This is a genomic window from Microbacterium sp. C23T (assembly GCF_053345975.1).
The window spans coordinates 151,469-176,936 of record NZ_JBKFBD010000004.1 but is presented as its reverse complement, the minus strand read 5'-3'; the positions used below and the strand labels follow the sequence as shown (position 1 = coordinate 176,936).

Genomic DNA, 25,468 nt, shown 5'->3' with positions numbered 1-25,468 from the left:
CTCAGGCGTGGCGAAACAGCCACACGAGTGACGCTCCAGGGTATCAGAACGACCGGGTCGCTCGCGATGTTCCCGATCGCCCTGAAATGCGCGGCCACGCGGGGCCGCAGCATCCCGTCGGGATCAGCGGGGAAGCTCGATCGGCGCCGTGTTCGTGCGGTCGGGGTCGAAGGGCGCCGGCGAGGCGGTCGCCTCTCCGCGCAGCTGAGCCAGCCGCTCGTCCTCCCGGCGCTGCGCGTCGGCGAGCCAGTCCCACCCCGATGTCGTGGCGCCGCGCCGCACTTCGGGAACCGGAGCGGTCGGGGTGCGCTCGTCGGAGACCGGCGTGACGGTGATGGATGCCGCGGGCTCGGGCTGGGGCGGCGGTGAGACGAAGGGCGCCCCGGCGAACTGGTCGCCTCGCCCCGCCGCGCCGCGGAGGCCCGCCTGCTGGATCACGCGCTGGATCGTGAGCCCGCGCTGGTCGGGATCGCCGACGTACTTGATCTCGCGAAGACCCTGCTCCTGTGCGGCGGACTCGAAGACGAAGTGGCCGTAGCCGAAGATGCGGCCGACGAGGGGCTTGTAGACGGAGATGTCGAGGATGCGCGCGAGGGGCATGGTCGCGATGCGCTGCGACAGGATGCCGTGCACGCGGAAGACCCGCATGTTGGTGATGACGAAGCGGTCGGTGTGCTGCTCGAAGATCCGCCAGATCGCATGCACGGTCACCGCGCCGCCGAGCAGCGCGGGCACCCACCAGGCCTGTGCCGGCACGAACAGCGTGAGCAGGAGCACGATGATGCCGCCGAACAGCTCGAGCACCGCGGAGACCGTGGCGGCCCAGTGCTTGCGGACCTCGTCGACGACGTGCTCTCCCTGATCCGAGATCAGGTGCTTCTCGATCCGCGGATCGAACATGCTCAGCCCTGTGCGAGAGCCGTCAAGAAGTCGACCACGGCGACACCGGCGCCCCAGACGGCGCCGACCGCGCCCTGCACCGCGTTCGCCGCGTCCTGCGGGCGGGTGATGAGGTAGAACGCCGCGAACGCGATGACGAGCACCACGACGATGCGCTTGATCAGCTTCACGGTCCGGGTTCCCTTCGACTTCCTGCTGTTCTACCGCACGAACACCCTCCCACGCGCAGGCGCGCGGGCGCGTCGTGAATCGCGGCCCGGTGTTCCGGCATGCCGCTCGACGCGCTCAGGGCCGCAGCAGCACCTTCGTCGCGCGGCGCTCGTCCATCGCAGCATAGGCCTCGGCGGCCTCCTCGAGCGGGAGCTCGAGGTCGAACACGCGGCCCGGCTCGATCGCACCCGAGCGGACGTCCGGGAGCAGCTCTTCGATGTACCCGCGCACCGGCGCGACGCCGCCGTTGACGCCCACGTTGCGGTTGAACATCTGCCGCACCGGCAGCTCGGGTCCGCCGTTGGGCACGCCCACATAGCCGACCATCCCGCCGGGGCGCGTCGAGCGCAGCGCCTGGTCCATCGACTCCTTGGTGCCGACGCACTCGAGCACGCGGTCGGCGCCGATGCCGCCGGTGAGCGCGCGCACGGCCTCGATGCCGGCGTCGCCCCGCTCCTCCACGATGTGCGTCGCGCCGAACTCGCGCGCCAGCGCCTGGCGCTGCGGGTGCCGCGACATCGCGATGATCGTGGTGGCTCCGAGGCGCTTGGCCGCGATGATCGCGCACAGACCGACCGCGCCGTCGCCCACGACGGCGACGGAATCGCCCGGACCGACGCCCGCGGAGACCGCGGCGTGGTGGCCGGTGCCCATGACGTCGCTGAGGGTCAGCAGGCCGGGGACCTCTGCATCGGCCACGGGGCCCGGAACGACCGCGAGGGTGCCGTCGGCGAGCGGGACGCGCACGCGCTCACCCTGACCCCCGTCGGCGAAGCCGCCGAAGCGGTCGTCGGAGCCCCACCACCCGCCGTTGAGGCACGACGTGCTCACGCCGTTGCGGCAGTTCGCGCAGGTGCCGTCGCACACGTAGAACGGCGCGATCACGAAGTCGCCGGGGCGCACGACCTCGACCTCGGCACCCACCTCCTCGACGATGCCGACGAACTCGTGGCCGATGCGGTGCGGTTCGTGCGTGGGCGTGACGCCGCGGTACGGCCAGAGGTCCGAGCCGCACACGCAGGCCGCCACGACGCGCACGATCGCGTCGGCGCCGGTGGACAGCACGGGGTCGGGGACGTTCTCGACACGGATGTCGCGGGCGGCGTGGATGACGGTGGCGCGCATGACACGAGCCTAGAACGACGGGCGCCCGCCGAAGGGCGCTGGCACGATGGAGCCATGTGGATCGGGTGGATCGAGTTCGACCTGCTGCTCGGCGACGTCCGCTCCCTCAAGGAGAAGCGCAGCGTGCTGCGCCCGCTCATCGCCGAGCTGAGCCGGCGCACCGAGGCGGCCGCCGCCGAGGTCGGCGAGCACGACCTGCATCGCCGGGCCAGGATCGGCGTCTCGATCGTCGCCTCGGGTTCGTCCCACGTACGGGACGTGCTGGACCACGCCGAACGCCTCGTCGCCGACCACCCCGAGGTGACCCTGCTGTCGGCGCGCCGCGGCCTGCACTCCAGCGAGGACTGATTCAGCCCGCGATCGCGTGCCCGATGACCTCGTCGCCCCCGCCGAAGCGGATGGTCCGGCCGATCGTGGTGTCGTCCGCGATGGTCGCGGCGATCACCGCGGCCACGTCGGCGCGCGCCACCGCGCCGCCGTCCTCCGGATCGAGCGCGATGCGCCCGGTGGGCGGGTCCAGCGTGAGCGTGCCCGGCGCAAGGATCGTCCAGTCGAGCGCGCCGGCGGCGAGATGCGCATCGGCCGCCCACTTGGCGTCGGCGTACGGGAAGAACGACGCGTCGGGCTCGATGCCGTGGTCGGCTCGCGATCCGACCCACGACACCATCACGTAGCGCAGCACGTCGGCGGCCAGAGCCGCCTCCATCGAGCGGATGGCGGCATCGCGATCGACCGCGTAAGTGCGCGACGGGTTGCCCCCGCCTGCCCCCGCGGACCAGACGACGACGTCGTTGCCCGCGATCACGTTCTCGAGCTGATCGACGTCGAGCGCCTCGATGTCGGCGACGAGCGGCTGAGCCCCGGTCGCCGCGACCGCTGCCTCGTGGTCGGCGTTGCGGATGACGGCCGTCACGGTGTGCCCCTGTGCCGCGAGCAGCGGCTCGAGCAGCAGCGCGACCCGGCCGTGGCCGCCGAAGATCAGGATGCGGGCCATGGGTCCCCCTTCGTCGTGCCCTCCACGCTACGCCGCGGCGGCTGCGTCGCGCATCACGCGACGAGGGCGACGATGCCCGCGATGACGGATGCTGCCGCCAGCGTCAGCGCGATGGCGATGAGCACCGTGTGCACGACGAGGAAGCGGGTCGCCTTGCCCTGCGCATCGTGGGCGCGGGGGTCCTTCGCGACCCGGCGGTAGAACGTCGGCCAGACCAGGACGTTGAAGGCGGCGTTCAGGATCAGGAGTACGGCGAGCAGCGTCACACGTTCGAGCCTAGGCGGCGAGCGCGACGGGGTCGGCGACGATCGCACGGACGGCGTCACGGCCCGCGCGGTTCGCACCCACCGTCGACTGGGACGGGCCGTAGCCGATGAGGAACAGCCGCGGCTCGTCGATCGAGCGCCCGTTCTCGACACGGAACCCGCCTTCGGGCGTGCGCAGGCGCAGCGGCGCGAGATGGTCGAGCGCGGGCCGGAAGCCCGTCGCCCACAGGATGACGTCGGCGCGCTCGAACGTGCCGTCGGGCATGCGGACGCCGTCCTCCTCGATCGAGGCGAACATCGGGTGCCGCACCAGCACGCCCCGCGCCTCGGCGGCCCGCGCCCACGGCGTCCAGTGCATGCCGGTCACCGAGATGACGCTGCCGGGCGGCAGGCCGCGGCGGACGCGATCCTCGACGCCGGCGATGGCGGCCACCCTGGCCGGGATGTCGAAGTCCTCCTCGGCCCACTGCGGTTCGCGGCGCGTCACCCAGAAGGTGTCGGCGACGTGGGAGATCTCGTCCAAGAGCTGCACCGCCGAGACGCCAGCGCCCACGATGACGACGCGCTTGCCGCGGAACTCCTCGGCCGAGACGTAGTCGCCGACATGCAGCTGCCGTCCGCGGAAGCGCTCCTGGCCCGGGTACCGCGGCCAGAACGGACGCGTCCACGTGCCCGTCGCGTTGATCACGAAGCGCGCGGCCCACGCGCCGCGGTCGGTCTCGACCACCAGCCGGCCGCTGGGGTCGTCGTCGGCGCGCCGCACCGCCTTCACCTGGACGGGCCGGAGCACGTCGAGAGCGAAGCGCTCCTCGTACTCGGCGAAGTACGCGGGAAGGATGTCGCGGCTCGCGGCCGCCGGATCCGCAGGCGGCACCGCGAATCCGGGCAGCTCGTGGATGCCGTTCACCGTCGCCATCCGCAGGGACGGCCAGCGGTGCTGCCACGCTCCCCCCGGCTGGGGATTCGCGTCGACCACGAGGAACGTCTGATCCGCGGCGTCCGCGCGCTCGAGCGGGACGAATCCGCGGCGCTGCAGGTGATACGCCGCGGAGAGACCGGCCTGCCCGGCACCGATCACGACGACGTCGACGGGTGCGGGCTCCATGCCCGTCACAACGACGATCGGCCCGCGGGGATTCCCACGGGCCGATCGGACGAGGTGCGCGTCAGTTCAGTGCGCGCGTGGAGGCGGGGATGACCCCGTCCGCGTAGAGATCGGCGGCGACGTCCTGCAGCGCCGTCAGGGCCACGCGCTGCGTCGTGGGGCCGTACGAGATGCGGGCGACGCCCAGCGCCTCGTACTCCCCCGCCGACAGGGCGCCGGGCAGGCCGATCACGCTGATCTTGCGCTCGCCGATCCCCTCGACCAGCTGCCGGGTGATGTCGGCGTTGAGGATGCCGGGCACGAACACGAGGTCGGCACCGGCGGCGAGGTAGGCGCGGCCGCGCTCGATCGCATCGGCGATCGACTCCTCGAGCGGGCGCTTGCCCGCGCGCACGAACGCGTCGGTGCGGGCGTTCAGGACGAAGGGGACGCCCTCCGCCGCACCGGCCGCGACGATCGCCTCGACGTTGGCGACGGCTTCGGCGAGCGGCACGAGGCGGTCCTCGACGTTGGCGCCGACGACGCCCTTGCCGATGGCGCGGCGCACGGTCTCGCCCGGATCGCCGTACCCGGCGTCGAGGTCGGTGCTCACCGGCAGGTCGCCCACGGCCTCGACGATGCGGCCGACCATGTCGAGGGTCGTCTCGAGGGGGATCTCGCCGTCGGGGTAGCCGAAGGTCGCGGCGATCGAGTGGCCGGCCGTCGCGATGGCGCGGGTCTCGGGGAGGGCGGCGATGGTGCGGGCCGACACGGCGTCCCACACGTTCACGACGCGCAGGATCTCGGGGGCGGCGTGCAGTCGGGCGAGGGTCTGTGCTTTCTCAGCCTGAGTGGTCATGGTTGCCACGCTATCGGCGCTCGGCACCGTCGGGACCGGTCAGGTCGGATCGATCTGGCCGTCGAGGTACCACCAGCGCTCGCCCTGCCGCACGAAGCGGCTCCGCTCGTGCAGCACGCCGCCGTCGCGGCCGTGGCGCCAGGCGGCGCGGAACTCGACGACACCGCGCCGGTCGCCTTCGCCGCCATCCGCTGTGTCCACGATCTCGAGCCCGGTCCAGCGCTGATCCCGGTCCAGCGTCAGCTCCTCCGGACGCGTGCCCGGGTGCCAGGTGTCGTGCAGATACGCGGCGTCGCCGACGACGAATGCCGTGTAGCGCGAGCGCATCAGGCGCTCGGCGGTCGGCGCCGGTGTTCCGCGCAGCGCGGGGGCGCAGCATCCATCGAATCGATCGCCGCTGCCGCACGGACAGGGATCCTTGTCCGCGACGCGCGGGAAGCCGTCGCGGGCGGCTCGGGATGCCGCGGAGCCGAACGACACGTCAGACGCCGGCCTTCTCGGCGCACGACACGCAGCGGGTCGCGAAGGGACGCACGCGAAGACGCGCGATCGGGATCCCTCGACCGCAGTCCACGCAGACACCGTAGGTGCCGTCCTCCCAGCGCTTGACGGCCTCGTCGATCTCGGCCATCTCGCGGCGTGCGGCCTCTTCGAGGGCGACGGCGCGGGACCACTCCCCCGACAGCGTTACGCCTTCGGGATCGTGCTCGTCGTCGGCGACGTCCGATCCCCGATCGGCGCGCAATTCCTCGAGGGTCTCGTCGATCGCCGCGATGCGCACCATGGCCGCGTCGTGGAGCTCGTCCAGGAGCCCACGAAGCTCGGTCCGGCTCGCGGCGGAGGTCATCGCATGAGACTACGCCCGGATGCCGCGTCCTGGCCGCAGCCGTGCCGGATCAGCCCGCGACCTCCACGGTGAAGGTGACGTCCTGGATGCCGCCGTCCTCGTTCGACAGCACCACCTTCGTCGTTCCCTCGGCGAGCCCCTCGACCCCCGGGTTGTACGTCGCGCCACCCTCCTCGCGACCCGCGGTGAACCTCGCGACGGACGGGTCGGAGACGACGCCGCTGTAGCTGTCGACGGCGAGGTCGCCGGTGTCGATGTTCAGCACCTGCCCGACTTCGAGCTCGACGGTCTCGCCCTGAAGGTCGCCCACGTCGCGGGTGACCGGCGCGATCACGGGCTGAGACGACGCGCAGCCGCTCAGCGCGGCGAGCGAGGCGACGAGCACGAGCGAGACGACCGGTCCGACGATGCGCATGGCGTCATGATGACAGCCCAGCGCCTGCACGGCCAGCGCCCGGCGTTCGTATGGCCCGGCGATAGGGATCTCCCAGGTCGGCCTGGGAACGTGGAGGCATCGCGGTGAAGGGGAATCCCGGTCCCCTCCGCGAAACCCCTGCAGGCGATGCGTCGCCCGGGACCACCCCTCGTGCCCGACGCCCGGAGGGCACGAGGGGTGGTCTCACCGACCCGCCCGGAGCCGGCGATCCGCGACACCCCCCCGGACGCGATCGCCGGCTTCTTCGCGTGCACTGTGGATAACTCGGTCGGAGCGTCGACGCCGGCGGCTACCGTGGGGGCGTGCGGACTCGGGTGACGGCGGCGGTGCTCAGCGGTCTGCTCGTCCTCGGGCTTGCGGGGTGCACCACGCCTGGCCCTGCGGAGCCCACACCGACTCCGGCGTTCTCTAGCGACGAAGAGGCGTTCGCTGCGGCCGAGGAGACGTACCGCGCTTATGTGGACGCGTTGAACCAGGTCGATCTGAGCGACCCGGAGACGTTCGAGGCCGTGTACGGCTGGACGACTGGGGAAGCGAACGCAGGTGCGCGGAAGACATTCTCCCAAATGCACGCGGATGGTTGGGCTGTTGACGGTCCGACAACGGTTGCCTTACTGCTCCCGACAGAAGTGCAACCGACCCGGGATGAAGTCGCGCTGGACGTGTGCCTCGACGTCTCAGCAGTGACGGTAGTCGATTCGCAGGGCGCGTCCGTGGTCGCTGACGATCGTCGCGATGTCCAATCAATGCGAATCACAGTCGAGCCAACCAAGACCAGCTCAACTGGCTTCCTGATTGCGCTGATCGACGGGCGCACCGACGGGCCCGAATGCGCAAACTAGCACTGACTGGTGCCGTGATCGTGGGTCTGGTGATCGCAATGATCAGCGGCTCCTCGAGCATCGCCGCTGAGTGTGACGCTGGAGGTTGGACAGGCAACTGCGACGTGTCAAACCAAGAGACTCATGTCGATGTTTCGTTGCGCGATGGGGCGTCAGGCTCGTCTGGGAAGGGTTTTGATCTAGCCGATGGCCAGGAGCGACCGAAGCCAGTAGCCACCGGCGAGCCCGAGGACTGCGGTCCGCTCAACCGGTGCGAGAACTACGTCGTCGCGGGCCCGCCGGACGTGACCCTGGCGGACCTCGCCTCCTTCCGGCCCGCACAGCCGACGCTCGGCGGCGAGCCCGCGGGGTTCGGCGTGGTCGGCATGCCGACGAACCTGCTGGCCTCGGCGTCCGAGCAGCGCATTCCGGGCACGGTGCTCGGCTGGGACGTGACCGTGCGCTTCGTCCCGGTCGCCTACGTGTTCGACAACGGCGACGGCACGACCACGCGGGCGAGCACGGGCGGCGCGTCGTGGACGGCGCTCGGGCAGGGGCAGTTCACCCCGACCGCGACCAGCCACGCGTACCGGGCCCGCGGAACGTATCCGGTGTCGGTGACGGTCGAGTTCGAAGCATCCGTCGATTTCGGAAGCGGCACGTGGCGGACGGTTCCCGGCGTGGTCCGGGCCGAGGCCGCCGGCTACGGTGTCCGGGTCGTCGAGGTGCGCACCGCGCTCGTGGACCGCACCTGCGTCGAGGATCCGACCGGCCCCGGCTGCTGAACCGCTCCGACGAGCGAGCGGCGGGCGCGCTTCGCGAGTCGCACCACGCCGCGCAGCGGCACGCCGACGACGTAGGCCACCGCACCCGAGGCGGACGTGTCACTGCGGCCGAGAGCGACCTTGCGCTCCCACGCGTCGCGCAGCGCGCCGCCCCGGCGCACCACGGACGCGCGCGCCGGAAGCCGCCGAGCCGCCCGCTGCGCGAGCAGCGCGTCGACGTGTGCGGTCCAGTCGTCGGCCTCAGGGGCGTGGAAGTAGTTCTCGTCGAGCCACTCGGGATCCGGATGCCGGAACCGCCGCGCGACGACGTCCTCTTCGCTCGCGAGCAGGTCGGCGTCGGCCAGCGTCTCGTTGATGAGGCGCGGCGAGACGCCGAACGTGTCCACGGCGATGACGGGGATGCCGCGCGCGATCGCCTCGATCGCCGCGGTGGAGCTGACGGTGACGAGCCCCTCGGCCGTGTCGAGAGCGTCGCCCATCGACCCGGTCGAGGTGACGAGGTTCGCCGGCAGCGGCCCGAGCGAGGCGAGCAACTCGGGGTAGCCGTCGAGTTCGGCGTGGGTCTGGTGCTCGCCCGACGCGGCTCGGAGCTTCACCACGACGCGGCGCGACGGATCCGCCTCGGCCGCCCGCACGAGCATGCGCGCGACGCGCAGCCGGTCCTCCCGCTCGGCGGGGACCTTCGCCTGGGTGGCGAACACGAGATCGGTGCCCTCCGCATCCGGGCGGGTGCCGCCGCCGGCCGTCACGGCACAGCGCGCGAACGGCAGCGTCGCGAGGGCGTAGCGGTGGGCGTAGCCGGTCCGAGCCGACAGCGCGCCGAACTCTCGCACCTCGCGGCGCGAGTGCACGACGAACAGGTCGGACTGCAGCCGGTACACGACGGCCTTGCGCGTCGCGGGGATCGAGATGCCCGGAAGCCCGGTCACCACGACCGGCCGCGGCTCGAGCGCCGCGAGGTCGCGCGCGAGCACGCGCACGAGCGGACCGCGCGCTCCGATCACCACGGCGTCCGCCCGCAGCTCGGCGAGCCGGGCCACCAGGCGGGCGTAGGCGATCCGCTCCACGCGGTCCTCCGCCAGCCCGCTCCCGCTGAGCGCGGAGGCGAGCTGGGCGTCGCTGACGACGAGCGGCGTCTCGAGCACCAGGAGCGAGGCATCCCATCGCTCTGAGACCCCGCCGAGGAGGGCGGCCGCCCACTTCACGTAGGAGTCGGTGTCGGCGATCGCGACGACGCGCGGCCGCCCGCCGTCTGACGTGCCCGGACTCACGCGGGAACGCGACGCAGCTTCGCCATGGGCGCGAGCTCGCCGGGGTACACGCGCTTCACACCGTCGCCGAGGGCCGCCTCGATGACGCGGATGTCGCGCACCAGGTGCTGCAGGCCCGCAGGCTCCAGCGAGGCCGCGTGGTCGGAACCCCACATGGTGCGGTCGAGCGTGATGTGCCGCTCCACCGCGACGGCGCCGAGCGCGACGGCCGCGAGCGAGATCTGCAGGCCGCGCTCGTGGCCCGAGTAGCCGACCGGGACGCCCGGGAAACGGTCGCGCAGCGCCGGGATCATGCGGAGGTTGGCCTCCTCCGGCTCCATCGGGTACGTCGAGGTGGCGTGCAGGAGCACGAGGCGGTCGGTGCCGAGGATGTCGATCGCGGCGTCGATCTGCTCGATCGTCGACATGCCGGTCGACAGGATGATCGGCTTGCCGGTGTCACGCAGCGCCTCGAGCAGCTCGACATCGGTGAGCGATGCGGACGCGACCTTGTGCGCGACGACGCCCAGGTCCTCGAGGAAGGCCACGCTCGGCACGTCCCACGGCGACGCGAACCACTCGAGGCCGCGCAGCAGCGCGTGGTCGGAGATCTCGATGTACTCCTCGCGGTCGAACTCGACGCGGCGACGGTAGTCGAGGTACGTCATGCGGCCCCACGGGGTGTCGCGCGGCATGTCGCGCATGTGCTCGGGCGTCGCGATCTCGGGCGTGCGCTTCTGGAACTTGACCGCGTCCGCGCCGGCGTCGGCGGCCACGTCGATGAGACGCTTCGCGAGGTCGACGTCGCCGTTGTGGTTCAGTCCGATCTCGGCGATGACGTACGCGGGGCGTCCGCCCCCGACGACGCGGGATCCGATGGTGACGGTCATGAGGCCTCCTGTGGTGCTGTGGGGTGATCGGATGCTGAGGCTCGCACCGGCGCGACGGCCGGCCGGAGCGCGTCGGCGACGGCCGTCGCCGACCTGCCGGTGAGCACGCGCTCGGCGAGATCGCGGACGGCGCCGGCGCCGCCGGGGCGGTCGAGCACGACGCGCGCGGTGGAGAGGACGAGGGGGTGCGCCTCGGGGACCGCGACGGGCCAGCCGACGAGTTCGAGGCACCGCAGATCGTTCACGTCGTTCCCGAGGTACGCGATCCGCGACAGCGGGATGCCCTGCTGGTCGGCCCACTCGCGCAGCACCGCCGCCTTATCGGACGCCGCCTGTCGCACGTCCACGCCGAGCTTGCGGGCGCGGGCGCTCACGACGGGGTTCGATTCGGTCGAGAGGATGAGGAACGGGATGCCGGCGGCTCGCAGCATCCCGACGCCCATGCCGTCGGATCGGCTCACGGTGACGGATTCGACGCCGTTCTGGTCGACGTGCACGGTGTCGTCGGTGTGCACGCCGTCGAAGTCGGTCACGACGGCGTCGACGGGGATCGCACCCGCGTGGGCGCCGAACGCGTCGCGGTCGACGAGGGGCGCGAGCGTGCGCGCGAGCTCCAGCTCGTCGAGCGTGTCGATCTCGATCGCGGTCCGCGGCGCGACCTCGGCGATGCCGACGCTGCCGAAGAAGCGGTGGTTCGCCGCGCGGAAGCCCGCCGCCCGCATCACGTAGAAGGCGCCGGTCTCGAGGTAGTGCGGTTCGCGGTCCTGGCGACGCGGGCGCACGTCGATCTCGTGGTTGACCGGCTCGGCCGCGCTGCCGATGCCCTTCTCCCAGAGGAAGCCGTACGTCTCCACGGCCGAGAAGACGCTGTCGCGGCGGCGCGAGCGCACGAGCTGCACGGCCGCGGTGAGCGCGTCGACGTCGATGAAGGGCGAGGTGGCCTGCAGGAACGCGAGGACGCCGACGTCGACCTTGCGGGTCTCCAGGGTCTCGAGGGCGTGGACGAGGGCGCTCTCGCTGCTCGCGAGGTCGCCGGAGAGGTCGGCCGGGCGCTCGACGACCTGGGCACCCCACTCGGCTGCGACGGCCGCGATGTCGGCGTCGTCGGTCGTCACGACGACCCGGTCGATCGCCGGGCAGCGCCGCGCCGCCTCGACCGCGCGAGCGATCAGCGGCACGCCGCCGACGCGCTGCAGGTTCTTGCGCGGGACGCCCTTCGAGCCCCCGCGCGCGGGGATGATGGCGACGGCCTCGCTCATGCCGCCGCCGTCCGGGCCGAGCGCCGGGCGCGTCCGGTGTGCACGGTCGTTCCTGTGCCTGCGAGCACCAGCGGGAGCGTCGTCGTGGTGCTCGACGGCAGCGTGTGCACGTCGAGCGCGCCACGGGCGCCGGCGAGCACGAGCTCGACGGGCAGTCCGGTCTCGTGGATCCGCAGATCAGGCACGGTCGAGACGGCGTCCAGCTGCTCCGCCGACTCGCGACGGTGCGGGAGGTACACCGCGCCGCCGGCTGCGGCTTCCCGCACCCACCGCACATAGTCGAGCAGCAGCATCCGTCCGTCGACCGGGAGTGCGCTGCCGAGCACCACGCGACGGCCGAGTTCCGGCGCCGCGGGCGCGCTCTGACGCGTCCACGAGAAGTCGTGGCGGCGGATGCCGAACCCGTGGTCGGCGAGCGCGTCGAGGCGGTCGGCGCCGAGGTCGAATGCCGTGAACATCTCCGCGCGGCGCGCGAGGGCGCGGCGGTGCACGAGCTCGGCCGCGAAGGGAGCGACGACCGTGGTCAGTCCGCGCTCTTCGATGTTCGGGCGGGTGTACGGGCGGCGACCGAGCAGCGTGTCGGCGTAGGCGATCGCGTGGGCGCCGTCATCGAGGAAGGTGATGCGATGCGGCCGCAGCACCGACGCGGCGAGGCGGAACTGGCCCGAGAAGCCGTCGCCGACGAGCCAGTGGCCGTGTCGGGCGAGCAGGCTCCACGGGATCCCGAGGTAGGGCTCGAGCTCGCCGAAGCGCGCGCCGCGCGACAGCAGCTCGTCGGCGGTGGCCGAGATCTGCGGCGTCAGGCGTCCGGCGACGGGAACGGTCGTGCGGTGGGCGGCCGCCCACTCCGCGGCGCCGACGAGCTGCAGCGGCGACTCGACCCACGCCAGCACATCCTCGCGACCCATGGGGCGCCTCCTCCCGGCCGGCCCTCACGATCGGGCTCAGCGCTATCTCCCCACGGTGGGCGCCGGATGTGAACGCGATGGGTCCTGCCGTGCGACCGTGGCCGGTCCGGCAGGTGAACGGAGGGTGGCGTGGGACGGGCTCGCGGCGACCGCGGGGCACATCATCGGAGGTGTTGCGCGACACGCCGTTGCCGCGGCGAAGCCCGAGGCGTGTCGCACAGGATCTCCGATTCAGTGCACGCAGCGCGCACGTACGGGCGTCGGCGGCACGTGCCAGGATGAACGCGTGACCGACCGCCTCATGCTGCTCGACTCCGCGTCCCTGTACTTCCGCGCGTTCTACGGGGTGCCCGACACCGTGCGCGCTCCGGACGGCACCCCCGTCAACGCCGTCCGCGGGTTCCTCGACATCATCACGCGGCTCGTCACGACGTACCGCCCCACGCACCTCGTCGCGTGCTGGGACGACGACTGGCGACCGCAGTGGCGCGTCGACCTCATCCCGACCTACAAGACGCATCGCGTCGCGGAGGTCGTCGCGGGCGGACCCGACGTCGAAGAGGTTCCCGATCCCCTCGAGGTGCAGGTTCCCGTCATCCGCGAGGCGCTCGACACCCTCGGGATCCGCATCGTCGGCGCCACCGCCCACGAGGCCGACGACGTCATCGGCACCCTCGCCTCCACCGCGACCATGCCGGTCGACATCGTCACCGGCGACCGCGACCTCTTCCAGCTGGTCGACGACGAGCGCGATGTCCGCGTCGTCTACACCGCGCGCGGCATGAGCAACCTCGAGGTGCTCACCGATGCGTCCGTGGTCACCAAGTACGGCGTCCTTCCTTCGCAGTACGCCGACTTCGCCACGCTCCGCGGCGACTCGTCCGACGGTCTGCCCGGCGTCGCGGGCATCGGCGAGAAGACCGCGGCCGGGCTCCTCGCGACCCACGGCGATCTCGCCGGGATCGTGGCCGCGGCCGAGGCCGGCGAGGGCATGTCCGCGGGCGTGCGCTCGAAGGTGCTCGCGGGCCTCCCCTATCTCGCCGTCGCGCCGCAGGTCGTGGCCGTCGTGCGCGACCTCCCGCTGGACGTGCCCGACCCCCGCCTGCGACCGCTCACCGAGCAGGGGAAGACGGATGCCGCATCCCTCGCCGAGCAGTGGGCGCTGGGCGCGTCGATGAACCGCATCATCGACGCCCTCGACACCGTCTGATCCCTTCCCGCGCGGCCGCCCCGTACTCCCGTGGGAGTACGGGCGGGGCTCCCGCGGTCAGATTCCTCACAGAGGGGCGCGGCGTACGATCGTGCGCATGCCCGGGCCCGTGCGTGACGATTCGAGTATGAGCCGTCACCGGCTGCGTGCCCCCGGCGCCGACGAGATCGGCCCGCGCTTCCGCCCGCCGGCGGCCGTCGTGCTCCTCGTACCGGTCTTCGTCTCGCTCCTGGTTCAGGTGCCCGGCACCATCGTGCTGTCGTGGTGGCAGCACGTGCCCGTCGCCGCGGCGGCGACGAGCCTGACGCTGGCCGCAGCATCCGCTCTCGTCCTCCTCGCGGCGCGTCGACTGCCCGGGCCCACCGTCGCGGCCGTGGCCGCGCTGAGCGCCGTCGACCTGCTGATCGCGCCCGTGGGCGGGCCGCCACCCGTCGCCCTGATCTTCGCGATCGTCGGCGCCGTCGTTCGAGGTGCACGCGTGTGGGCACTCGTGTCGGTCGGCGTGGCTTGGCTCGGCGTCGTCGTCGGCGCGGATTTCGTGGGCGTCCAGTGGCATCCCGCGCGCATCGCCTTCGCCACGGTGGGCCTCGCGCTGTGCTTCATCGTCGGCGAAGGCATCCGGGCGCGGATCCGCGGCGCCGAGGAGCGCCGCACGCAGCTCGTCGCTCGCCGTCGCGCGGCCGAGCAGGAGGAGCGCACGCGCATCGCCCGAGAGCTGCACGACGTGCTCGCGCATTCGCTGAGCCAGATCGCCGTGCAGTCCGGCGTGGGGCTGCATCTCTTCGACCGCGAGCCGGAGCGCGCACGGGAGGCGCTCGCGAACATCCGCAGTCTCAGCGCGACGGGCCTCGACGAGGTGCGCGGCGTGCTCGCATTCCTGCGCGGCGACGAGATCGGCGCACCCGACACCGCGCCGCTCACGCCGCAGCCGCAGCTCGCGCAGCTGCCGAGCCTCGTCGCCGGCCGCACCGGGCTGGGCCTCAGCGTCGCCCTCGACGACCGCCTCGCGGGCGACACGCCGCCGAGCGCGGTGCAGACGACGGCCTACCGCATCGCCCAGGAGGCGCTGACGAACGTGGTGCGCCATTCCGCCGCCTCGCACGCCACGGTGACGGTCGAGCACGACTCCGACGACCTCGTCCTCACGGTCGCGGACGACGGCGCCGGCATCCCCGCGACCGCGTCCGAGCGCGGGGGCCTGCGCGGCATGCGTGAGCGGGCCGAGCTCGCGGGCGGCGCCCTGACCGTCGACAGCGGCACGCGGGGCACCGCTGTGGTCGCGCGTCTTCCCTGGCGGGGCGCGGCATGATCCGCGTCGCTCTCGCCGACGACCACCAGCTCGTGCGGGCCGGGTTCCGGGCGCTCCTGGACTCGGAGCCCGATATCGAGGTCGTGGCGGAAGCCTCCGGCGGCCAGGAGCTGCTGCGCGCACTCCGCGCGGCAGACGTCGACGTCGCGCTCGTCGACATCCGCATGCCGGACGGCGACGGACTGTGGGCCGCCGAGCAGATCGCCGCCGACCCCGACCTGGCCGGTGTGCGGGTCGTGATCGTGACCACCTTCGAGCTCGACGAGTACGTGATCCGCGCGGTGCTCGCCGGCGCCAGCGGGTTCCTCGTGAAGGACACCGAGCCCGCCGACCTCATCCGCGCGGTCCGCGCCGTGGCCGCCGGCGACGCGCTCCTGTCCCCCGGCGTCACCCGCACGCTGCTCGATCGGGCCGCGTCGGGCCTGCGTGCGGTGCCCGATCCCCAGCTCCTCGAGACCCTCACCGACCGCGAGGTCGACGTCCTGCGCCTCGTCGCAGAGGGACTCACGAACAACGAGATCGGCGCCCGCCTGCACCTGTCGCCGCTCACCGCGAAGACGCACGTGTCGCGCATCATGCAGAAGCTCTACGCGCGCGATCGCGTGCGACTCGTGATCATCGCGTACGAATCCGGGCTGGTCGGCTCACAGCCCGGGTGACCGCGGCCTGCGGTACTCCGCCGAGAGCAGTCGAGATCACTCCGGCGGTCGGATTCACGGATGCCGCCACCCGCGTTGACTCGAGGCATCCGGCCGCCCTTCCCGGCGCAGCCGGTTCCGAGAGAGGAATCCGCATGTCCACTGCACTCGCCACGGGGATCGTGGCCACTCACTTCGTCGGCCCGTCGGGGTTCGGCTGGTGGTTCCTGCTGATCCCGCTGTTCTGGATCGCCCTGTTCGCGATCCTCTTCGCGATCTTCGGCCGCCGGTGGCGTCGTGCGGCCGCGGAGAACGGCTCCGGGCCGTATGGCCGCAACCCCGCCCGTCAGGCCGAGACGACGCTCGCGGAGCGATTCGCGAAGGGCGACATCGACGAGACCGAGTACCGCGCACGCCTCGAGGTGCTTCGCGCGAACGCGGCGCAGTGATCTCCCGGACGCGACTGCGGCCCTGGATCCGTCACCGGGGAATCAGGCGCCGCGGTCGCGTCCGGTCCACGCGCGCAGCTTGTCCAGCGGCCACGTCGTGACGATGCGCTCAGGCGGCACGCCGATGCGCTCGGCTCGCTCGGCGCCGTAGTCCAGCAGGGAGAGCTGACCGGGCGCATGGGCGTCCGAATCGATCGAGAAGAGGCATCCGATCTTCAGCGCCAGCGCCATCAGCTCGTCCGGAGGGTCCTGCCGCTCCGGACGGGAGTTGATCTCGACCGCGACGCCATGGGCCTCGCAGGCCTCGAACACGGCCCGCGCGTCGAAGGTCGAGGGCGGCCGCGTTCCGCGCGATCCCTCGACGAGGCGCCCCGTGGCATGTCCGAGCACGTCGATGTGCGGGTTCGAGACGGCCGCGACCAGACGCCGGGTCATCGGCCCGCGCTCCATGCGGAGCTTGGAGTGGGCGGACGCGACCACGACGTCGAGTTCGGCGAGGAGGTCGGGCTGCTGATCGAGGGCGCCGTCTTCGAGGATGTCGACCTCGATGCCCGAGAGCAGGGTGAACCCGTCGCTGCTCATGCCCGCGACGACCTCGAGCTGGGAGCGCAGGCGCTCGGGCGACAGCCCGTTCGCGACGCGCAGCCGCGGCGAATGATCCGTGAGGGCGAGGTACTCGTGGCCGAGTGCTCTCGCCGCGTCGACCATGAGGTCGATGGAGGTGAGACCGTCGGACCAATCGCTGTGCGAGTGCAGGTCGCCCCGGAGCAGCGGCCGCAGGGACGACGTGCGCTGCACGCCGGCGCGCTCGCGCAGGTCGACGAGGTATCCCGGCACCTCGTCTGCCAGCGCCTGCTGGATCACGGCGAAGGTGGAGTCGCCGATCCCCTTGCGGCGGCGCAGGGAGGCGGTATCCCGCAGTTCCGGGTCGCTCAGGCCCTCGATCGCGTCGGCCGCCGCACGGAACGCCTTCGACTTGTACCGCGATGAACGCTCACGCTCGAGGAGCGTGGCGATCTCGGTCAGTGCGTCGTAGGGGTTCACGTGCGGCGGGACGAAGGATCAGGCGATGTTCGAGCGCCGGATCACCACCGGAACGCTCGCCAGCCGGTGGATGGCCCAGCCGAACAGGATCGCGAGCACGCCCATGCCGGCCGCGAACAGCGCGACACCGTAGGCGACGACCGAGGTGAAGAGGGAGGCGCGCAGGAACGACGCCTGCATCACGGTGGCCCGCACCGGGTCGTCCTGGTCGAGCTCGGCGTACGTCTTGCCGCCCGACGCCTCGAGGGCGTGGGTGTTGATGATGTCGGCCTGCACGTAGGCCGTGAAGGGGCCGGTGACCTGCTGGCCCTGGAACGCTGCGGCGTCGTCGGGGATGGTGATGTTCTCGGCCGTGAGCTGGGTCGTCACGCCGATCCACGCGATGATGCCGACGACGATCAGCAGGATGCCGCCGATGATCCCGATGATGCCGACCGCCTTCACGAGGCCGACCTTCTTCTCGGGGGGCTCGATCACGTCGGTGGTGCGGGGCTCTTCCTCGCTCATGCGTCCTCCTCGGATGCGGTCGTTGAGCCACACGCTAGCGGCGCCGCACGGCGAGGCGGAAGAGCGCGCGCCGGAGAAAACCGGGCGGGGCGCCGGCTCAGGAGGCGAGTGCGCGCGTCGCCTCGACCCAGCGGTCCAACGTGGCCGTCGCCGCGCCGGTGTCGATCGCGGCGGCGGCGTCGTCACGGGCCTCGGCGAGGCGCTCGAGGATCGGTCGCTGCACCTGCGCGGCGTCGCGGAACAGGCGGTAGGCGACCATGCCCGCGGCCGCGTTGAGCAGCACGATGTCGCGCACCGCGCCCTCCTCGCCGCCGAGCACGCGCCGCACCACGCCGGCGTTGTGGGCCGGATCGCCGCCCAGCAGGTCGTCGATGTCGGCGAGCGGGATGCCGAGGTCGCGCGGGTCCAGGTCGTGCTCGTGGATGTCGCCGCGACTGACCTCCCACAGCCGGCTGTGACCGGTCGTCGTGAGCTCGTCGAGGCCGTCGTCGCCACGGAACACCAGCGCCGTCGCGCCGCGCGTGCGGAACACGCCGGTGATGAGCGGCACCCGGTCGAGATGGGCGACGCCGACGGCGTTCGCCTCGGCACGCGCCGGGTTGCACAGCGGCCCGAGGAAGTTGAAGACGGTGGGGACGCCGAGCTCGCTCCGCGTCGCCGCCGCGTTCTTGAACCCGGGGTGGAACGCGCCCGCGAACGCGAAGGTGATGCCGGTGCGGGAGAGCGTCTCGGCCACGGCGTCCGGCGACAGGGCCAGGTCGACACCGAGAGCGCCCAGCACGTCGGACGAACCCGAGGACGAGCTGGCCGCCTTGTTGCCGTGCTTGACGACGGGGATCCCGGATGCTGCGGCCACGAGCGCCGACATCGTCGACACGTTGACGGTTCCGAAGCGGTCGCCACCGGTTCCCACGATGTCGAGGACCGCGGCGTCGACGGGAAGCGGGAGCGCGGCCTCGAGGATCGCGTCGCGGAAGCCGACGATCTCGTCCACCGTCTCGCCCTTGGCACGCAGCGCGACGAGGAAACCCGCCAGCTGCGAGGGGGTGGCGGTGCCCGACATGATCTGCCGCATCGCCCACGTCGACTCCGAGACGCTGAGGTCGCGCCGCTCGAGCAGCGTGGTGAGGATTCCCGGCCAGGTGTACAGCTCCGCCATAACCGAGAAGCCTAGCCGGGCTCGGGAATCGGAACCGTTTCGTGACACGGCGTCCCGGGCGCGGCGATTCTGCGTCTTCACCACGGGTTCACGGCGAAGTCGCAGGGTCCTCTTAGGCTCCCCTAAGTTCCGGAGCAGGCGAAGACATGCCCTCCGATGCGAAAATCGCGGCTTCGAATCGGCCATAATGGGGAGCGTGACGACCTCCACAGCGACCTACTCCCAGGCCATGCGGTCCGTCAAGCGGCCGGATCCGGTCGCTGTCGGAACCATCGTGTGGCTCGGCAGCGAGGTGATGTTCTTCGCGGGCCTCTTCGCGATCTACTTCACCCTGCGCAACACCTCGCCCGAACTGTGGGCCCAGGAGACGCAGCTGCTGAACATCCCGTACGCGACCGTCAACACGATCATCCTCGTGCTGTCCTCGGTCACGTGCCAGATGGGCGTGTTCGCCGCAGAGCGCTTCCAGCCCTATTCGACGAAGAAGCGTGGCTGGCTCGGCTGGGGCATGGTCGAGTGGTTCTGGCTGACCTTCGCGCTCGGCGCGATCTTCGTTTCGGGCCAGGTGTGGGAGTACGCCCAGCTCGTCGCCGAGGGCATGCCGATCAACGCGAACTCCTACGCGTCGGCCTTCTACCTCACCACCGGCTTCCACGCCCTCCACGTGACGGGCGGCCTCATCGCCTTCCTCCTCGTCATCGGGCGCGCGTACGCCGTCAAGAACTTCGGGCGCAAAGAGATGACGTCCTCGATCGTCGTGTCGTACTACTGGCACTTCGTCGACGTCGTCTGGATCGCCCTCTTCCTCGTCATCTACTTCCTCAAGTGAGAGCGGAGCTGAAACCCGACATGGCACGACAGACCACGCGCCGCTCGAACGGCCGCCGCAGCCCCTGGGCCGCAGCCGCACTGATCGGCATCGGCCTGCTCATCACGGGCGGCGTCTACGCCGGGGCATCTGCCGCGATGGCGGCCACCACCCCGGAGACCGTCACGAACTCGGCGCTCACCGTCGAGGACGGCAAGAAGCTGTTCCAGGCCAACTGCGCCACGTGCCACGGCCTGGACGTGCAGGGCACCGAGGACGGCCCGTCGCTCTACGGCGTCGGCGAGCTCGCCGTGCACTTCCAGATGAGCACCGGCCGTATGCCGCTGCAGATGCAGGGCCCGCAGGCCCCGCAGAAGCCCGCGCAGTTCACCGAGGAGCAGATCACCGCGATCGGCGCCTACATCCAGTCGATCGCGCCCGGCCCGACCTACCCCGAGGAAGAAGTCCTCGACGGCGGCGGCAGCGCGTCCGAGGGTGGCGAGCTCTTCCGCATCAACTGCGCCATGTGCCACAACGTCGCCGGCGCCGGCGGTGCGCTGACCGAGGGCAAGTACGCCCCGAACCTGCACACCACCACCCCGCTGAACATGTATGCGGCGATGGTCACGGGTCCGCAGAACATGCCGGTGTTCAACGACATGACGCTGACCACCGAAGAGAAGCGTGACATCATCACCTACCTGCTGTACCTGCAGGACAACGAGTCTGCGGGCGGATTCACGCTCGGCTCGCTCGGCCCCGTCTCGGAGGGCCTCTTCATCTGGATCTTCGGCATCGGCTCGCTGATCGCCATCACCGTGTGGATCACGGCGAAGTCCAACTGATCGACGAACGACACACGTAAGACTTGACGAGGAGCAGCATGGCCCACGAGGACGACCCGCTAGAGCACGAGAGGGCTTCCTGGAAGCCCTCCCCCGGGCTCGCTGTGGCGGTCACCGACCCGGTGCACAACCCTGGCCTCCCCCCGCACCGCGAGCGGATGACCGACCAGGATCCCGCTTCGATGAAGCGCGCGGTCCGGGGTATCTACACGCTCTTCTACCTGTCGATCGCCGGCAGCATCTGGGCGATCGCCGCCTACATGCTCTTCCCGATCGAGAGCGGGCGGATCGTCGACATCCGCAACAACAACCTCTTCATCGGACTCGGCATCGCCTTCGCGCTGCTGGCCATCGGCGTGGGCGCGATCCACTGGTCGAAGGCCGTCATGTCCGACAGGGAGTTCGTCGAGCCCCGCCACGCGACGCGCGGCCGCGACACGACGCGTGAGGCTGCCATCAAGGCCTTCGCCGACGCCGACGCCGAGTCGGGCTTCGGCCGCCGTGCGATGGTCCGCAACTCGCTGATCGCCGCGCTCGTGGCATCGGTCGTGCCCGGCGTCGTGCTCTTCCGCGGCCTTGCGCCGTTCAACTCGCCGGAGAAGCCGCACGCCGGTGACCCCGTGTACCTCCTCGAGCACACCATGTGGAAGGAGGGCATGCGCCTGGCTCACGACCCGTCGGGCGAGCCCATCAAGGCGGCCGACCTCACCCTCGGCTCCGCGGTGCACGTCATCCCCGAGGCACTCGCCGAGGTCTCGCACAGCGAGGGTTACCTCGATGAGAAGGCCAAGGCGATCGTCCTGCTGGTACGCCTGCTTCCGGAGCAGCTCACCGAGTCGGAAGAGCGCAAGGAGTGGTCGTACAACGGCATCGTCGCGTACTCCAAGGTGTGCACCCACGTCGGCTGCCCCGTCGCACTGTACGAGCAGCAGACCCATCACCTGCTGTGCCCGTGCCACCAGTCGCAGTTCGACGTGACCGACCACGCGAAGGTCATCTTCGGCCCGGCGGCCCGTCCGCTGCCGCAGCTGCCCATCACCGTCGACGACGAGGGCTACCTCGTCGCCCGCAGCGACTTCCTCGAACCCGTCGGCCCGAGCTTCTGGGAGCGTCATTGAGCACCTCAACCGTCACTGAGCAGCCTGCGGCTCCGGCGGCTCCCGTCTCACGGAACGGTGACCGCCCGCTCGGCGGGCGCTTCATCGGCGCCACCGCGAACTACATCGACGAGCGCACGAGCCTGTCGGGCTTCGTCAAGGAGCTCGGCCGCAAGATCTTCCCCGACCACTGGTCGTTCATGCTGGGCGAGATCGCCCTCTGGGCGTTCGTCGTCGTGCTCCTCTCGGGCACGTTCCTGACGTTCTTCTTCCAGGCGTCGATGGTCGAGACCCACTACAACGGCGCCTACCTGCCGATGCGCGGCATCGAGATGTCGGCCGCCATGGCGTCGACGCTCGAGATCTCGTTCGACCTGCGCGGCGGTCTCCTCGTCCGCCAGATGCACCACTGGGCCGCCCTGGTGTTCGTCGCGGGCATCGGCGTGCACATGCTGCGCGTGTTCTTCACCGGCGCGTTCCGCAAGCCGCGCGAGCTCAACTGGGTGATCGGCTTCATCCTGTTCATCCTCGCGATGGCCGAGGGCTTCACCGGCTATTCCCTCCCCGACGACGTGCTGTCGGGCAACGGCCTCCGCATCATCGACGGCCTGGTCAAGGGCATCCCGATCATCGGAACCTGGACCTCGTTCCTGCTGTTCGGCGGCGAGTTCCCGGGTGACGCGATCGTCGGCCGCCTCTACACGCTGCACATCCTGCTGCTGCCCGCGATCCTCGTCGGCCTGCTGGTGCTCCACCTCATGCTGATGGTGATCAACAAGCACACGCAGTTCGCCGGCGCCGGACGCACGAACAGCGTCGTGGTCGGCTACCCGATGATGCCGGTCTACATGTCGAAGATGGGCGGGTTCCTGTTCATCACGTTCGGCGTGATCGTGCTCGTCGCCTCGCTGTTCACGATCAACCCGATCTGGAACTACGGCCCGTACGACCCGTCCCCCGTCTCGGCCGGTACCCAGCCGGACTGGTACATCGGCTTCGCCGACGGCATGCTGCGCCTGATCCCGCCGGGCTGGGAGATCGTGTTCCTCGACCGCACGTGGTCGTTCAACATCATCGTGCCGCTGGTGGTCATCGGCATCTTCATCGTGCTCGTCCTGATCTACCCGTTCATCGAGGCGTGGGTCACCGGCGACAAGCGCGAGCACCACATCGCCCAGCGTCCGCGCAACTCGGCCACCCGCACCGCCATCGGTGCCGCCGGAGTCATGTTCTATGCCGTCATGTGGGCCGCGGCATCCTCCGACATCATCGCCACGCACTTCTGGCTGACGATGGAGGGCGTGATCCACACGCTCCAGGCGCTGCTGATCCTGGGCCCGGTGATCGCGTACTTCGTCACCAAGCGCATCTGCATCGCGCTGCAGAAGAAGGATCGCGAGATCTCGCTGCACGGCTACGAGTCGGGTCGCATCGTCCGCCTCCCCGGTGGCGAGTACATCGAGGTCCACCAGCCCGTCGACGACTACGAGCGCTTCAAGCTGGCCGACTTCGACACCTACGAGCCGCTCGTGGTGCGTCCGAACGCCAAGGGTCAGATCCCGTGGCACGAGAACCTCCGCGCGTCCATCTCGCGCTGGTTCTTCGAGGACCGCCTCACCCCCGTCACGCAGGCCGAGCTCGACGCGGCGCTGGCTCACCAGCACCACGACCTCGACCACATCGCGGCCGAGGAAGATCTCGAGATCCAGGCGGCTCACGAGCGCGCCGGTGTTCCGGACGCCCCGCACAAGCCGCTCGACGACGGCAGGCACGGCGAGGTGCCGGTGCGCCCCTCGAACGTCATCGTTCCCGAGCCCGAGCCCGGCACGAAGGCTCCGCGCAACCGCGAGAAGGAGTCCGACCAGTAAGGTCGCCGCACTTCGCAGACGGATGCCCCGGCACGATCTCCACGATCGTGCCGGGGCATCCGTCGTCCTGTGCAGCGGCACCTGTGCCGCGCGTCACGGATCGGCAGGAATCGGACGACGTCTGACAGCGCTTCCGACGGTCCCGCCACGGATGCTGACTTAGCGTGGACACATGACAGACGCCCTCTCGTACTTCTCCGCCAAACTCGCCCTCGAGACCGACTCCTCCGACGTGTACGCCGCCCAGAAGGCCGGCGAGCGGTTCGTCCTGGTCGATGTCCGCGGCGACGAGGCGTGGGCGCAGGGACGCATCCGGGGCGCGATCCACATGCCGTACCGCGAGATCGCCGATCGCGCACCGCGCGAGATCGACAGCTCGACGCCCGTCGTCGTCTACTGCTGGAGTCCCGGCTGCAACGCCGGCGCGAAGGGCGCCATCGAGTTCGCCAAGCTCGGCTACCCGGTCAAAGAGATGATCGGCGGCTACGAGTACTGGGTGCGCGAAGGCCAGCCGACCGAGAACGACGAGGGACCACTCCCCCGGGTGTTCGACGCGCAGGTGATGGTCGTCCGCGCGCCCGTCGCAGGCTGAGCGCCCGGCTCAGGCCGACTCGAGCCCTTCCATGAACCGTTCGGCGGCCGCCCCGTAGAACGCCGTCTGCGCGGGCGCGCCGCCGATCTCCTCGGCGGCCAGGACGACGTCGCACACGACCACGGTGACGTTGTCGTAGGAACCGGCTTCCAGAGCCACCGCGACACACGCTTCGACCGCCGTTCCCGCGTGTGGGAACTCCAGAAGAAGGTCTCGGATCTCGTCATCCGGGACATAGTCCGTGAGTCCGTCGCTGCACAGCAGCCACCTGTCGCCGGCCTGCGCATCGTGGGCGGTCACCGTCGCGGCATCGCGTTCAGCCCCGCTCAGCGAGGCGGTGATGATGTTGCGACGGGGGTGGGACGCAGCATCCGTGATCGATACGATTCCGCGGTCGACCAGCGCCTGCACGAGCGAATCGTCCCTGCTCGCCTGCATGAGCTCCCCGTCTCGCAGACGGTACGCCCGCGAGTCGCCGGTGTGGGCCAGCAGAAGCCCGCCGTCGCGGGCAGCGAAGAGCCCGGTGAACGTCGTGGCCATGCCGCTCAGCGACGGATCGCGCTCGACATGGGCACGGAGGTCCCAGTTGGCCGACCGGACCGCGTCGGCGAGCTGCACGGGCTCGAGGCCGTCCAGACGGCCCGCGGCCAGCCGGTGGATGAATGCCGCCGAGGCGAAGTCACCCGCGGGTCCTCCCCCGACGCCGTCTGCCACTGCCGCGCCCCAGGAGGCCGTGAACGCCGCGTCCTGATTGGTCTTGCGGTGCGGGCCGATGTCGGAGCACGCAGCCGCACGCAGAAGCGCACGGGGCCCCGTCACAGACGGGTCCCCGTGCGCATCACGCGATATGCCATGCGGGCCGGCGACGCCGGATCAGCGGGCGAAGTAGCCGCGGTAGTACTCGTAGACCCAGCCGACGATCGCGACGACGAAGACGGCGAGACCGATCGGGAACATCCAGGCGCCGACCGCGAGGCCGATCATGCCGAGAGCAGCCGAGAAGGCCAGGACGATGGGCCACCACGACCACGGACTGAACTCGCCCAGCTCGGGGTCACCGTCGTCGATGTCGGAGGTGAGGACGTCCTCGGGCAGCTCGCCGCCCTGGGCGTTGTGCACGCGGCCGATGTAGAACGCGATCAGCGCACCCATGAGCGCGGTGAACAGCAGCGCGACGCTGCCGACCCACTCGATGCCGTGGTACCACGGCACGTCGGGGTGGGCGATGATGTTCCACCCGGTGTAGACGACGGCTACCGCCAGGAAGAAGATCGCCAGCAGCCACCAGAGTCCGGTGTTCGTGCGCAC

At 71.0% G+C, this 25,468-nt stretch carries 31 protein-coding genes; 12 read left to right on the top strand and 19 right to left on the bottom strand.

Features of this window, described 5'->3' with window-relative positions; translation table 11 throughout:
• Nucleotides 1–123: 123 nt before the first annotated feature.
• The 3 genes from ACLBXX_RS03845 to ACLBXX_RS03835 all read right to left on the bottom strand — a co-directional run bounded on the left by ACLBXX_RS03845 (nucleotide 124) and on the right by ACLBXX_RS03835 (nucleotide 2,235).
• On the bottom strand, nucleotides 124–900 hold the full coding sequence (locus ACLBXX_RS03845; RefSeq protein WP_447656894.1) for a PH domain-containing protein: 777 nt from the start codon (nucleotides 898–900) through the stop codon (nucleotides 124–126).
• 2 nt (nucleotides 901–902) lie between these two features.
• Complete coding sequence (locus ACLBXX_RS03840; RefSeq protein WP_157005503.1) at nucleotides 903–1,070, bottom strand: hypothetical protein; 168 nt, start codon at nucleotides 1,068–1,070, stop codon at nucleotides 903–905.
• 115 nt (nucleotides 1,071–1,185) lie between these two features.
• The gene (locus tag ACLBXX_RS03835; RefSeq protein WP_447656893.1) at nucleotides 1,186–2,235 is read right to left on the bottom strand and encodes a zinc-dependent alcohol dehydrogenase family protein; all 1,050 of its coding nucleotides are present in this window, start codon (nucleotides 2,233–2,235) and stop codon (nucleotides 1,186–1,188) included.
• A gap of 54 nt (nucleotides 2,236–2,289) precedes the next feature.
• Here ACLBXX_RS03835 and ACLBXX_RS03830 point away from each other — a divergent pair, with 54 nt between their 5' ends.
• Complete coding sequence (locus tag ACLBXX_RS03830; protein ID WP_056367137.1) at nucleotides 2,290–2,583, top strand: DUF503 domain-containing protein; 294 nt, start codon at nucleotides 2,290–2,292, stop codon at nucleotides 2,581–2,583.
• Between the two features lies 1 nt (nucleotide 2,584).
• On the opposite strand, the gene ACLBXX_RS03825 is transcribed toward ACLBXX_RS03830, so the two are convergent.
• The 7 genes from ACLBXX_RS03825 to ACLBXX_RS03795 form a co-directional block, all read right to left on the bottom strand.
• Nucleotides 2,585–3,229 (bottom strand): NAD(P)H-binding protein, encoded by a 645-nt coding sequence (locus ACLBXX_RS03825; protein WP_447656892.1) that lies wholly within the window; start codon nucleotides 3,227–3,229, stop codon nucleotides 2,585–2,587.
• Between the two features lie 53 nt (nucleotides 3,230–3,282).
• A complete protein-coding gene (locus tag ACLBXX_RS03820) occupies nucleotides 3,283–3,495 on the bottom strand; it encodes an SCO4848 family membrane protein (RefSeq protein ID WP_447656891.1) in 213 nt (70 codons plus the stop codon).
• 10 nt (nucleotides 3,496–3,505) lie between these two features.
• Complete coding sequence (locus tag ACLBXX_RS03815; protein ID WP_447656890.1) at nucleotides 3,506–4,600, bottom strand: NAD(P)-binding domain-containing protein; 1,095 nt, start codon at nucleotides 4,598–4,600, stop codon at nucleotides 3,506–3,508.
• Nucleotides 4,601–4,661: 61 nt separating this feature from the next.
• Entirely contained in the window at nucleotides 4,662–5,438 is a 777-nt protein-coding gene (locus tag ACLBXX_RS03810; protein WP_387138236.1) for an isocitrate lyase/PEP mutase family protein, read from the bottom strand.
• Nucleotides 5,439–5,477: 39 nt separating this feature from the next.
• Nucleotides 5,478–5,918: a YchJ family metal-binding protein gene (locus ACLBXX_RS03805; protein WP_447656889.1), complete on the bottom strand. Its 441-nt coding sequence runs from the start codon at nucleotides 5,916–5,918 to the stop codon at nucleotides 5,478–5,480.
• 1 nt (nucleotide 5,919) lies between these two features.
• Complete coding sequence (locus tag ACLBXX_RS03800) at nucleotides 5,920–6,285, bottom strand: TraR/DksA family transcriptional regulator (protein WP_447656888.1); 366 nt, start codon at nucleotides 6,283–6,285, stop codon at nucleotides 5,920–5,922.
• Between the two features lie 49 nt (nucleotides 6,286–6,334).
• Nucleotides 6,335–6,700: a hypothetical protein gene (locus tag ACLBXX_RS03795; protein WP_447656887.1), complete on the bottom strand. Its 366-nt coding sequence runs from the start codon at nucleotides 6,698–6,700 to the stop codon at nucleotides 6,335–6,337.
• 323 nt (nucleotides 6,701–7,023) lie between these two features.
• Here ACLBXX_RS03795 and ACLBXX_RS03790 point away from each other — a divergent pair, with 323 nt between their 5' ends.
• Both ACLBXX_RS03790 and ACLBXX_RS03785 read left to right on the top strand, forming a co-directional pair.
• Nucleotides 7,024–7,563, top strand: a complete 540-nt coding sequence (locus ACLBXX_RS03790; protein WP_447656886.1) for a hypothetical protein — start codon at nucleotides 7,024–7,026, stop codon at nucleotides 7,561–7,563.
• A 284-nt stretch (nucleotides 7,564–7,847) separates the two neighbouring features.
• Nucleotides 7,848–8,327, top strand: coding sequence for a hypothetical protein (locus ACLBXX_RS03785; protein ID WP_447656885.1), 480 nt, complete (start codon nucleotides 7,848–7,850; stop codon nucleotides 8,325–8,327).
• On the opposite strand, the gene ACLBXX_RS03780 is transcribed toward ACLBXX_RS03785, so the two are convergent.
• The 4 genes from ACLBXX_RS03780 to ACLBXX_RS03765 are packed head-to-tail and all read right to left on the bottom strand — an operon-like array spanning nucleotide 8,246 to nucleotide 12,634.
• Nucleotides 8,246–9,598 (bottom strand): DUF6716 putative glycosyltransferase, encoded by a 1,353-nt coding sequence (locus ACLBXX_RS03780; protein WP_447656884.1) that lies wholly within the window; start codon nucleotides 9,596–9,598, stop codon nucleotides 8,246–8,248. The two genes, ACLBXX_RS03785 and ACLBXX_RS03780, sit on opposite strands and share 82 nt — an antisense overlap.
• Nucleotides 9,595–10,467, bottom strand: coding sequence for an N-acetylneuraminate synthase family protein (locus ACLBXX_RS03775; protein ID WP_447656883.1), 873 nt, complete (start codon nucleotides 10,465–10,467; stop codon nucleotides 9,595–9,597). The genes ACLBXX_RS03780 and ACLBXX_RS03775 overlap by 4 nt, the downstream gene beginning before the upstream one ends.
• Nucleotides 10,464–11,726, bottom strand: a complete 1,263-nt coding sequence (locus ACLBXX_RS03770; RefSeq protein ID WP_447656882.1) for a cytidylyltransferase domain-containing protein — start codon at nucleotides 11,724–11,726, stop codon at nucleotides 10,464–10,466. The genes ACLBXX_RS03775 and ACLBXX_RS03770 overlap by 4 nt, the downstream gene beginning before the upstream one ends.
• Nucleotides 11,723–12,634, bottom strand: a complete 912-nt coding sequence (locus ACLBXX_RS03765) for a hypothetical protein (protein WP_447656881.1) — start codon at nucleotides 12,632–12,634, stop codon at nucleotides 11,723–11,725. Before ACLBXX_RS03765 ends, ACLBXX_RS03770 begins: the two co-directional genes overlap by 4 nt.
• Nucleotides 12,635–12,920: 286 nt before the next feature.
• Here ACLBXX_RS03765 and ACLBXX_RS03760 point away from each other — a divergent pair, with 286 nt between their 5' ends.
• From ACLBXX_RS03760 to ACLBXX_RS03745, 4 genes are all read left to right on the top strand, one after another.
• Nucleotides 12,921–13,844 (top strand): 5'-3' exonuclease, encoded by a 924-nt coding sequence (locus ACLBXX_RS03760; protein WP_447656880.1) that lies wholly within the window; start codon nucleotides 12,921–12,923, stop codon nucleotides 13,842–13,844.
• 127 nt (nucleotides 13,845–13,971) lie between these two features.
• Entirely contained in the window at nucleotides 13,972–15,153 is a 1,182-nt protein-coding gene (locus tag ACLBXX_RS03755) for a sensor histidine kinase (protein WP_447656879.1), read from the top strand.
• Nucleotides 15,150–15,812: a response regulator gene (locus tag ACLBXX_RS03750; protein WP_447656878.1), complete on the top strand. Its 663-nt coding sequence runs from the start codon at nucleotides 15,150–15,152 to the stop codon at nucleotides 15,810–15,812. The genes ACLBXX_RS03755 and ACLBXX_RS03750 overlap by 4 nt, the downstream gene beginning before the upstream one ends.
• A gap of 134 nt (nucleotides 15,813–15,946) precedes the next feature.
• Nucleotides 15,947–16,240, top strand: a complete 294-nt coding sequence (locus ACLBXX_RS03745) for an SHOCT domain-containing protein (RefSeq protein WP_447656877.1) — start codon at nucleotides 15,947–15,949, stop codon at nucleotides 16,238–16,240.
• Between the two features lie 42 nt (nucleotides 16,241–16,282).
• Here the strand turns inward: ACLBXX_RS03745 and ACLBXX_RS03740 are convergent, their stop codons facing one another.
• The 3 genes from ACLBXX_RS03740 to trpD form a co-directional block, all read right to left on the bottom strand.
• Nucleotides 16,283–17,284 carry a PHP domain-containing protein gene (locus ACLBXX_RS03740; RefSeq protein ID WP_447656876.1) on the bottom strand — a complete coding sequence of 334 codons (1,002 nt, stop codon included), beginning with the start codon at nucleotides 17,282–17,284 and terminating at the stop codon, nucleotides 16,283–16,285.
• A gap of 18 nt (nucleotides 17,285–17,302) precedes the next feature.
• Nucleotides 17,303–17,791, bottom strand: coding sequence for an aromatic ring-opening dioxygenase LigA (locus ACLBXX_RS03735; RefSeq protein WP_387138282.1), 489 nt, complete (start codon nucleotides 17,789–17,791; stop codon nucleotides 17,303–17,305).
• Nucleotides 17,792–17,888: 97 nt separating this feature from the next.
• Entirely contained in the window at nucleotides 17,889–18,950 is a 1,062-nt protein-coding gene (gene trpD / locus ACLBXX_RS03730; RefSeq protein ID WP_387138285.1) for an anthranilate phosphoribosyltransferase, read from the bottom strand.
• A 187-nt stretch (nucleotides 18,951–19,137) separates the two neighbouring features.
• Between trpD and ctaE the strand changes: the two genes are divergently transcribed.
• From ctaE to ACLBXX_RS03705, 5 genes are all read left to right on the top strand, one after another.
• A complete protein-coding gene (gene ctaE / locus ACLBXX_RS03725) occupies nucleotides 19,138–19,779 on the top strand; it encodes an aa3-type cytochrome oxidase subunit III (RefSeq protein WP_310290379.1) in 642 nt (213 codons plus the stop codon).
• A gap of 20 nt (nucleotides 19,780–19,799) precedes the next feature.
• Nucleotides 19,800–20,603, top strand: a complete 804-nt coding sequence (gene qcrC / locus ACLBXX_RS03720; RefSeq protein WP_310290377.1) for a cytochrome bc1 complex diheme cytochrome c subunit — start codon at nucleotides 19,800–19,802, stop codon at nucleotides 20,601–20,603.
• 38 nt (nucleotides 20,604–20,641) lie between these two features.
• Nucleotides 20,642–21,721 (top strand): cytochrome bc1 complex Rieske iron-sulfur subunit, encoded by a 1,080-nt coding sequence (qcrA, locus tag ACLBXX_RS03715; protein WP_447656875.1) that lies wholly within the window; start codon nucleotides 20,642–20,644, stop codon nucleotides 21,719–21,721.
• Nucleotides 21,718–23,568, top strand: coding sequence for a cytochrome bc1 complex cytochrome b subunit (qcrB, locus tag ACLBXX_RS03710; protein WP_447656874.1), 1,851 nt, complete (start codon nucleotides 21,718–21,720; stop codon nucleotides 23,566–23,568). The genes qcrA and qcrB overlap by 4 nt, the downstream gene beginning before the upstream one ends.
• A 172-nt stretch (nucleotides 23,569–23,740) precedes the next feature.
• Nucleotides 23,741–24,160 carry a rhodanese-like domain-containing protein gene (locus ACLBXX_RS03705; protein ID WP_447656873.1) on the top strand — a complete coding sequence of 140 codons (420 nt, stop codon included), beginning with the start codon at nucleotides 23,741–23,743 and terminating at the stop codon, nucleotides 24,158–24,160.
• Between the two features lie 9 nt (nucleotides 24,161–24,169).
• On the opposite strand, the gene ACLBXX_RS03700 is transcribed toward ACLBXX_RS03705, so the two are convergent.
• Together ACLBXX_RS03700 and ACLBXX_RS03695 are read right to left on the bottom strand one after the other, a co-directional pair.
• A complete protein-coding gene (locus tag ACLBXX_RS03700) occupies nucleotides 24,170–24,979 on the bottom strand; it encodes a PP2C family protein-serine/threonine phosphatase (RefSeq protein WP_447656872.1) in 810 nt (269 codons plus the stop codon).
• Nucleotides 24,980–25,033: 54 nt separating this feature from the next.
• Entirely contained in the window at nucleotides 25,034–25,468 is a 435-nt protein-coding gene (locus ACLBXX_RS03695; RefSeq protein ID WP_375872292.1) for a cytochrome c oxidase subunit 4, read from the bottom strand.

What these genes read in the sequence shown, in the direction of transcription:
- ACLBXX_RS03845 (WP_447656894.1), bottom strand. Translation starts at nt 900, where the DNA reads ATGTTCGATCCGCGGATCGAGAAGCACCTGATCTCGGATCAGGGAGAG.
- ACLBXX_RS03835 (WP_447656893.1), bottom strand. Translation starts at nt 2,235, where the DNA reads ATGCGCGCCACCGTCATCCACGCCGCCCGCGACATCCGTGTCGAGAAC.
- ACLBXX_RS03830 (WP_056367137.1), top strand. Translation starts at nt 2,290, where the DNA reads ATGTGGATCGGGTGGATCGAGTTCGACCTGCTGCTCGGCGACGTCCGC.
- ACLBXX_RS03825 (WP_447656892.1), bottom strand. Translation starts at nt 3,229, where the DNA reads ATGGCCCGCATCCTGATCTTCGGCGGCCACGGCCGGGTCGCGCTGCTG.
- ACLBXX_RS03815 (WP_447656890.1), bottom strand. Translation starts at nt 4,600, where the DNA reads ATGGAGCCCGCACCCGTCGACGTCGTCGTGATCGGTGCCGGGCAGGCC.
- ACLBXX_RS03810 (WP_387138236.1), bottom strand. Translation starts at nt 5,438, where the DNA reads ATGACCACTCAGGCTGAGAAAGCACAGACCCTCGCCCGACTGCACGCC.
- ACLBXX_RS03800 (WP_447656888.1), bottom strand. Translation starts at nt 6,285, where the DNA reads ATGACCTCCGCCGCGAGCCGGACCGAGCTTCGTGGGCTCCTGGACGAG.
- ACLBXX_RS03795 (WP_447656887.1), bottom strand. Translation starts at nt 6,700, where the DNA reads ATGCGCATCGTCGGACCGGTCGTCTCGCTCGTGCTCGTCGCCTCGCTC.
- ACLBXX_RS03775 (WP_447656883.1), bottom strand. Translation starts at nt 10,467, where the DNA reads ATGACCGTCACCATCGGATCCCGCGTCGTCGGGGGCGGACGCCCCGCG.
- ACLBXX_RS03770 (WP_447656882.1), bottom strand. Translation starts at nt 11,726, where the DNA reads ATGAGCGAGGCCGTCGCCATCATCCCCGCGCGCGGGGGCTCGAAGGGC.
- ACLBXX_RS03765 (WP_447656881.1), bottom strand. Translation starts at nt 12,634, where the DNA reads ATGGGTCGCGAGGATGTGCTGGCGTGGGTCGAGTCGCCGCTGCAGCTC.
- ACLBXX_RS03755 (WP_447656879.1), top strand. Translation starts at nt 13,972, where the DNA reads ATGAGCCGTCACCGGCTGCGTGCCCCCGGCGCCGACGAGATCGGCCCG.
- ACLBXX_RS03750 (WP_447656878.1), top strand. Translation starts at nt 15,150, where the DNA reads ATGATCCGCGTCGCTCTCGCCGACGACCACCAGCTCGTGCGGGCCGGG.
- ACLBXX_RS03745 (WP_447656877.1), top strand. Translation starts at nt 15,947, where the DNA reads ATGTCCACTGCACTCGCCACGGGGATCGTGGCCACTCACTTCGTCGGC.
- ACLBXX_RS03735 (WP_387138282.1), bottom strand. Translation starts at nt 17,791, where the DNA reads ATGAGCGAGGAAGAGCCCCGCACCACCGACGTGATCGAGCCCCCCGAG.
- trpD (WP_387138285.1), bottom strand. Translation starts at nt 18,950, where the DNA reads ATGGCGGAGCTGTACACCTGGCCGGGAATCCTCACCACGCTGCTCGAG.
- ctaE (WP_310290379.1), top strand. Translation starts at nt 19,138, where the DNA reads ATGGGGAGCGTGACGACCTCCACAGCGACCTACTCCCAGGCCATGCGG.
- qcrC (WP_310290377.1), top strand. Translation starts at nt 19,800, where the DNA reads ATGGCACGACAGACCACGCGCCGCTCGAACGGCCGCCGCAGCCCCTGG.
- qcrA (WP_447656875.1), top strand. Translation starts at nt 20,642, where the DNA reads ATGGCCCACGAGGACGACCCGCTAGAGCACGAGAGGGCTTCCTGGAAG.
- ACLBXX_RS03705 (WP_447656873.1), top strand. Translation starts at nt 23,741, where the DNA reads ATGACAGACGCCCTCTCGTACTTCTCCGCCAAACTCGCCCTCGAGACC.